Origin of the sequence: Synechococcus sp. R3-13 (genome assembly GCF_047462195.1) — a bacterium.
In the GTDB taxonomy this organism is placed as follows: domain Bacteria; phylum Cyanobacteriota; class Cyanobacteriia; order Thermostichales; family Thermostichaceae; genus Thermostichus.
Genome location: NZ_JANSIO010000287.1, coordinates 1 through 6,535, shown reverse-complemented (window position 1 = coordinate 6,535; position 6,535 = coordinate 1). Strand labels below are relative to the sequence as shown.

General features: G+C 57.8%; 7 protein-coding genes. 3 read left to right on the top strand and 4 right to left on the bottom strand.

Going from position 1 to position 6,535, the window contains the following annotated elements; all coding sequences use genetic code 11:
• Window positions 1–114 precede the first annotated feature (114 nt).
• Complete coding sequence (locus NW856_RS09075; RefSeq protein WP_011433789.1) at window positions 115–906, bottom strand: ABC transporter permease; 792 nt, start codon at window positions 904–906, stop codon at window positions 115–117.
• A 472-nt stretch (window positions 907–1,378) separates the two neighbouring features.
• Between NW856_RS09075 and NW856_RS09070 the strand changes: the two genes are divergently transcribed.
• Complete coding sequence (locus tag NW856_RS09070; RefSeq protein WP_414399902.1) at window positions 1,379–2,158, top strand: TIGR03943 family putative permease subunit; 780 nt, start codon at window positions 1,379–1,381, stop codon at window positions 2,156–2,158.
• A gap of 8 nt (window positions 2,159–2,166) precedes the next feature.
• Here NW856_RS09070 and apcB read toward each other — a convergent pair whose 3' ends face one another.
• Both apcB and truB read right to left on the bottom strand, forming a co-directional pair.
• Complete coding sequence (gene apcB / locus NW856_RS09065; RefSeq protein WP_011433791.1) at window positions 2,167–2,670, bottom strand: allophycocyanin subunit beta; 504 nt, start codon at window positions 2,668–2,670, stop codon at window positions 2,167–2,169.
• Between the two features lie 239 nt (window positions 2,671–2,909).
• Window positions 2,910–3,809 (bottom strand): tRNA pseudouridine(55) synthase TruB, encoded by a 900-nt coding sequence (truB, locus tag NW856_RS09060; protein ID WP_414399903.1) that lies wholly within the window; start codon window positions 3,807–3,809, stop codon window positions 2,910–2,912.
• Window positions 3,810–3,904: 95 nt separating this feature from the next.
• On the opposite strand from truB, the gene NW856_RS09055 reads away from it, so the two are divergent.
• Complete coding sequence (locus NW856_RS09055) at window positions 3,905–4,921, top strand: DMT family transporter (RefSeq protein WP_414399901.1); 1,017 nt, start codon at window positions 3,905–3,907, stop codon at window positions 4,919–4,921.
• Window positions 4,922–4,943: 22 nt separating this feature from the next.
• Here NW856_RS09055 and trpS read toward each other — a convergent pair whose 3' ends face one another.
• Complete coding sequence (gene trpS / locus NW856_RS09050) at window positions 4,944–5,939, bottom strand: tryptophan--tRNA ligase (RefSeq protein WP_414355741.1); 996 nt, start codon at window positions 5,937–5,939, stop codon at window positions 4,944–4,946.
• A gap of 123 nt (window positions 5,940–6,062) precedes the next feature.
• On the opposite strand from trpS, the gene NW856_RS09045 reads away from it, so the two are divergent.
• The gene (locus NW856_RS09045) at window positions 6,063–6,347 is read left to right on the top strand and encodes a chlororespiratory reduction protein 7 (protein ID WP_414399900.1); all 285 of its coding nucleotides are present in this window, start codon (window positions 6,063–6,065) and stop codon (window positions 6,345–6,347) included.
• Window positions 6,348–6,535: the final 188 nt, after the last annotated feature.

Genomic DNA, 6,535 nt, shown 5'->3' with positions numbered 1-6,535 from the left:
CCGTAGGGTCAGCGATGGGAGTATGTCACGCCCTCATCTCCAACCTCTCTCAGGGGAAGAGGGGGAACTGTCGAGAACGGCTAGCGGGATCCCAGGCGGGAGCGGCTGTTCGCGTCAGCGGTGCGGAGCACTCCGCAGGGGGAAGCCCACGACCAAGATCAAGGTAACCAGAATGATCAAGGTGGAGAGGGCATTGATTTCCGGGGTAACTCCTCGTCGCGCCGTGCTGTAGATCAAAATTGGCAAGGTCAGGCTCTCCGGCCCACTGGTAAAAAAGGAGATGACAAAATCATCTATCGAAAGGGTAAAAGCCAGCAAAGCGGCAGCTTGGATCCCTGGCATGGCCAAGGGCAAGGTGACATAGCGTAGCTTTTGCCAGGTGTTTGCATAGAGGTCATAGGCTGCTTCTTCCAGGGCGGGATCCAAAAGTTGGAGACGGCTGCGCACCACAATAGCCACAAAAGCAATCTGAAACGTAATGTGGGCCAAGATCATCGTCCCCAAGCCCAGCTCAAAGAGGCCCGTGTAAAAGCGCACAAACTGGTAGAACAGCAGCAGCGCGATGGCCATCACAATATCGGGGACGATCACCGGCAACAGCATCAGCCCCTGCAGGATCTTTTTACCGGGGAAGCGATAGCGATACAGCCCATAGCCCAGCAGGGATCCCAGCAGCGTGCTGACCAGCGTGCTGACCAACGCCAGGACGAGGGTATTTTGCGTGGCCTGCCAGACCAGGGCATTCTGAAACAGGGAAAGGTACCAATCGAAGGTAAAACCTGTCCACGCCAGGCCAAAGCGGGCTCGGTTAAAGGAGTAGACGGCGATCAGCAGAATTGGCAGGTAGAGAAAGCCATAGATGGCATAGCTGACTCCCCGCAGCCAGGTGGGTATCCTTGCCAACATTCGGCCAACATTCGTGTGTGGTATCTCAGTTGTCTCTATCCCACTGTAGAGCAGACCGCCAAAATTGCAGCAACTCCCTAGGCTTTATACACCCGCCTACAACCCTGTCCATCACGCTAAAGTCCGTTATCAATGGGATATCAATGTGAGGTTATCTGTGGCTGGATTTGTTGAATTGATGATGGGATCCCTGAAGCTGTAAAGACGGCAATCAAAGAACGTGAGCCAAACGAAATGTTTTGCTGTTCGCGTTAGGGGGACGGAGTCCTTGCCTTATTCGGGCAACCCGATACCTGTGACTGGGAAATTGGCAGCACAGGCATTCCCCAACGCCGGCAGTGGGTACTTCCGCGAGGATTGCTAAACTTAGGCTCGGAGTGGTGTGAAAAAGCTGCAACCCATGCCCAAAAGCAGTTCTGGTCGTCTTCGAGAAAAACAAAATCCAGAGGAACCGCACGCGAAAACCAAGGGTATGTCTCGGCCTGTCGGTCGCGTCAGCGGGACGGAGTCCAAACCGTTGCGGTGGGGCAATACGGCCTACTGGGAGGCGGTTGGGTTGATGTTGCTAGGGATCCTGCTGATCGTTTATCGCTGGCGGGGCACCCTGCTGATGTTGATCAATCCCGGCTATGTGAATGTGGCGTTGTTGGCTGGGCTATGTCTGTTGGGCTTGGGGATTGGCCGTTGGCGAGGAGCCAAAGTCCCTTCTTCTGAAGTCCATTCCTCGCTACTGGGGCCGCGGCTGGGCGCAGGACTGTTGATCCTGACAGCACTGCTGGGGTTTTGGGTCGAGCCACGCCCGCTCTCCAGCCAAACTGCCCTCAACCGAGGGGTATCTCCCTATCTGGGAGCATCTCGTAGCCAGCCGCAGGCTTTTCGCCCCAAGCTCGACCCGCGTCAGCGTACTCTGCTGGACTGGGTGCGCACCTTGGATGTTTACCCGGATCCCTACACCTATGAGAACCAGCCGGTGCGGGTGCAGGGGTTCGTCATTCCCGACAAGCAACCCGACCATTTTGTTATTGCCCGGTTTTTGGTTAGCTGCTGTGCTGCCGATGCTTACCCTGTGGGCTTGCCGGTGCGCTGGCCAGAGGCAGAGCAGTTAACTGCCGACAGTTGGCTGCGTCTGGAGGGGCGCATGGCCGTGGAGCAGCGGGATGGCCAATCTCAGTTGGTAATCGCTGCCGAGCAGGTGGAGCCGATACCGGTGCCGCCAAACCCCTATGCCGACGAATTAAGAGCAGGCGCTTAGATATCGGTTTAGATATCGGTTTCGCTCAGCTTGGCGCTCAGGTAATCGAAGGGCTCGGCCACAAAGCTATAGTCTTCGCCGGAGCCAAGCAGCTCCAGGGTGCGGGTTTTCATGTTTTGGATCCCAATCACCGTCGGGGCGATGGGCACGCCGAGGGAGTTGTAGGTCTCCCGCAAGCCCGCCAACACCCGCTCATCCAGAATGCTGTTATCGGCAGCCACCAGCGCGTAGGAAGCGTAGCGCAAGAAGTAGTCCATATCCCGCAAACAGGTGGCATAGCGGCGGGTGGTGTAGGCGTTGCCTCCCGGACGAATGAGATCTGGCACCTGGGCGAACATGGCCGCAGCAGCCGTTTTGACGATATCCACTGAGTTGAGATTGATCACGTTCACGGCCTTGATGCGCCGCAGCCCCGAGTCATAAAAAGCCTTGAGCGCATCCATTGCCTCCCGATCCAAGTAGCGGCCCGTCAGGTCGTAGGTTTTGATCAGTGTGGTTACGGCATCCCGCATATCCCCAGCTCCATTCTTGTGACTTTATTTTGTAAAGTAGCTTGAGATGAAAAAATGAGAAGAGATTTTGCCGGACAACATCCAAAGGTCAACCTTGGAAAATCGAGCCAGAGCCCGGCAACGGCAACGCTTCAGGCTCCCCTTCGCCCTCAGAAGTTTAGCATGCAGGGGTTTCTTTCCCGCTTCCCCCTGAAACAATGGCAAATGTTGTTACGAAAATGTAACTTTTCTGCAACACTCTAGGGATCCGGCGACAACACCCGCAGCGGCTTGAGCTGGCCTGCCTGACCGTACCCCAAGCCCAAAAACTTGCCCTCCTCATCCAGCACCCGCAAAGTAGGGGCATCGACAACAGGCCGGTCGAGGAGAATGGCCTGACCCTGCAGCCACTGCTTCGCTTTGGCGGAAGAGAGTTCTACTGCCTCCCAATCGGCAAATCCCCACTCAATGGGCAACAGGGCGGCAGCGGGATCCGCGGATCCCCGCCATCTCTCCAGCGGCAGGCTTTCTGTGATGCGAAAGGGTCCACTTTGCAGCCGTCGTAGCCGGCTCATCAGCCCTCCACAGCCCAATTTTTCCCCCACATCGCGGGCAAGGGCACGGATATAAGTGCCGGGGCCACAGGCAATTTCTAGATCCACTTCCGGAAAGTCTCCGGCTCGCCAGCCCAGGACCCGCAGTTGCTGAATAACCACCCGCCGCGGCTCCAACTGGAGTTCCGCAGCCTCTACGCCGGCCCGGGCCAACTGGTAGAGCTTTTTCCCCTGGCGCTTAAGGGCGCTGTAGAGGGGCGGTACCTGCCAGATCTCGCCGGTAAACTCCCGCAAACACTGCTCCACCTGCTCGCGACTCAACCCAGGACAAGGGGATCCCACCCGGATCTGCCCTTCGGCATCGTCGGTGTCGCTGCGCTGTCCCAATCGGAAGGTTGCTTGATACACCTTATCCCCCGACAAAAACGACAAAAAGCGTGTTGCCCGTCCCACCGCAATCGGCAAAACCCCCGTTGCCGCCGGATCCAAGGTGCCCCCATGCCCCACCTTGCGGGTGCGCAAGACCCGCCGCACCACTGCCACACAGTCGTGGGAGGTGAGCCCCGCCGGCTTGTCCAGGTTGAGAAAGCCCTCCAGGGATCCCATGCCAGGCATAATATGCATCAACAGTTAAGATTTGTAACTGAGCTGCCCCAGCGCTTAACATGGGGTTAACTTCCGTCTCCAAGTTTGAAGCACCTATGGCTCAGTCTGACCTGTTCTTTCAGCCTATCTGGCAACGCCTCCTGATGATTGCCCCCTTTTTCCTGTGGGGCTCGGCGATGGTGGTGATGCGAGATGCCCTCTCCGAGACCACCCCCCTCTTCATTGCCATTCTGCGGTTGCTGCCGGCAGGGATCCTGGTTCTGGCCTTTCGGCTCTGGCAGGGGCGGGGCTCTGCGGCCTCTCACGCCTGGCATCCCAGAGGGCTGCGCGGCTGGCTATGGGTGTTGGCGTTTGCGCTAGTGGACGGCACTTGTTTTCAGGGATTTTTGGCCCAAGGGCTGAAAGAGACAGGGGCAGGCCTGGGATCCGTGCTCATTGACTCGCAGCCGCTGGCGGTGGCTTTGATGGCCACCTGGTTTTACCGCGAGCGGATGGGATCCCTAGGCTGGCTGAGCCTGGGGCTGGGAGTTTTCGGCATTGGCCTCATCGGCCTATCCGGCGAGGGATCCCTGCAGTTGGGGGCCGGCGTCGTTTGGATGTTGATGGCCTCCCTGTCGATGGCCATCGGCACCGTGATGATGCCCAAGGTGGCGGAGGTGGCGGATCCGGTGCTGGCGACGGGCTGGCACATGGTGTTGGGCAGCCTGCCCTTGATCCTGCTGTCGGGACTGACGGAGACTCAGCAATGGCAACACCTGAGCGGGATCCACTGGCTGGGCCTCCTCTACGCTTCGGTGATGGGGAGCGCCTTGGCCTATGCCCTCTTCTTCTATTTCGCCTCTCAGGAAAACCTCACCGAGTTCAGCTCCCTGACCTTCCTCACCCCCATCTTTGCCCTGCTGTTTGGCAGCACCTTTCTGGGGGAATCGCTGACGCGGCTGCAATGGCTGGGAGTGGGCATCACTCTGGTCTGCGTGTATTTGATTAACCACCGGCAAGAATGGCAGGAGCGCCTGCGCCTGGGCTGGAAAGGGATCCTCTCAGAGCTGGGTTTAGACTGGCTGGTGAGCGCCTTGAGCACCGTCGAGATCCGCGATGGCAACCCCGACTGATCAAAGCTTGGGCAGGGATCCCTTAGGGGGGCAAGAACCCCATGGCCTCTCTCACCCTTTGTAGCGTTTGCTCGGCGATGGCCCGGGCCTTAGCGGCATTCTCCCGAATCAGAACGAGCAGGTGGTCGGGGTTGCTCCACAGTTCCCGGTAGCGCTGCTGAATGGGCTCCAGGGCAGCGATGATGCTGTCGGCAAGGAGGGGCTTGAACTGCCCCCACCCCATCTCGGCACACTCAGCCGCCACCGCCTCCTTGCTTTTGCCGGAGGTGAGCATGTAAATCGTCAACAAATTGTGGGCTTCGGGACGAGCCGGATCGTCAAAAGTAATGCCCCGAATGGGGTCGGTCTTGCATTTTTGGATCTTCTTGCGGATGGTATCCGGGTCATCCAGCAGATGAATACGGCTGAAATCCGAGGGATCCGACTTGGACATCTTGCGCGTACCATCGGTCAAGCTCATTACCCGCGCCCCCTCCGGACGAATCAGGGCCTCTGGGATCAGAAACACCTCTCCAAAACGGTCATTGAAGCGGCGGGCAATATCCCGACACAGCTCAATATGCTGCCGCTGATCCTCCCCCACTGGCACATACTTGGGTTGGTAGAGCAAAATATCCGCCGCCTGCAAAATCGGGTAGCTGAACAAGCCAACGCTGGTCTCCTCTCCCTGTTTTTCTTTCTTCTCCTTGTATTGGATCATGCGCTCCGCCCAGTTCATGGGGGTGATGGTGTTGAACAGCCAGGCCAGCTCCGTATGGGCAGGCACATGGGACTGGACGAATAGCACGCAATGCTCCAGGCTGAGACCGCAGGCCAAATAAAGGGCAAACAGCGAACGGGTTCGCTCCCTCAGCAGCTTAGGATCCTGAGGAACGGTGATGGCGTGTTGATCGACGATGCAAAAAAAGTTCTCGTAGTGCTCCTGCTCGGCCACCCAGTTTTTAATTGCCCCCAAGTAGTTGCCCAAATGCAGTTCGCCAGAGGGCTGAATGCCAGAAAGGGTGCGCGGCTTGGCCATAGGGAAAGCAGATCTCAAACGCCAACAAGACGGAGGACAAGAGCAAGGAAAGTCTTTTTCAGGATATCAAGAGAGGCGCAACCTGTTGGTTCATGATGGAAAAAAGACGCCCAACCCCACACCATGTTAGACTCAGAACCCGAACTGTTGCGTGCTGCCAACCACTATGTGCTGCTGATCCCGGGCTTGCCGGAGCAATTTCTCAGCCCCGAGGAATTGCAGGAGTTTCTCGTGCGGCTGTTACAGGAACATCCCCACTTGGTGGATGCAGATCTGGCCCGCTATCCCACCCCTCAAGCGCAGGCACAGCGGCTGATCGACACCGCCTGTGAGATCGAAGTTTCCCCCGGCGAAACCGTGCAGTGGCATCCTGTGCGCCTGAGCAAGCGCTCCTCGACACGGTCTTAACAGGCTCGGAAGTTCCTTGGCCAAGCCGTTCGCAGCCTCGTTGCAGCAGCGTTGCAGTTCCCCTGCCGCAGGCATAGCAAAAACCTCACCAGAGGTGGGGCGGGCAGTACGGGGTTGTGTTTCGGATCCCGCCTTGAGCGTGATACAACGCAAGAGTAGAGCATGACTCTAGTCAATAATAAGCTCAA

Coding starts and splice junctions, on each gene's coding strand:
- truB (WP_414399903.1), bottom strand. CDS start 3,809: ATGGGATCCCTGGAGGGCTTTCTCAACCTGGACAAGCCGGCGGGGCTC.
- NW856_RS09070 (WP_414399902.1), top strand. CDS start 1,379: ATGTCTCGGCCTGTCGGTCGCGTCAGCGGGACGGAGTCCAAACCGTTG.
- NW856_RS09075 (WP_011433789.1), bottom strand. CDS start 906: ATGTTGGCAAGGATACCCACCTGGCTGCGGGGAGTCAGCTATGCCATC.
- NW856_RS09045 (WP_414399900.1), top strand. CDS start 6,063: ATGTTAGACTCAGAACCCGAACTGTTGCGTGCTGCCAACCACTATGTG.
- NW856_RS09055 (WP_414399901.1), top strand. CDS start 3,905: ATGGCTCAGTCTGACCTGTTCTTTCAGCCTATCTGGCAACGCCTCCTG.
- trpS (WP_414355741.1), bottom strand. CDS start 5,939: ATGGCCAAGCCGCGCACCCTTTCTGGCATTCAGCCCTCTGGCGAACTG.
- apcB (WP_011433791.1), bottom strand. CDS start 2,670: ATGCGGGATGCCGTAACCACACTGATCAAAACCTACGACCTGACGGGC.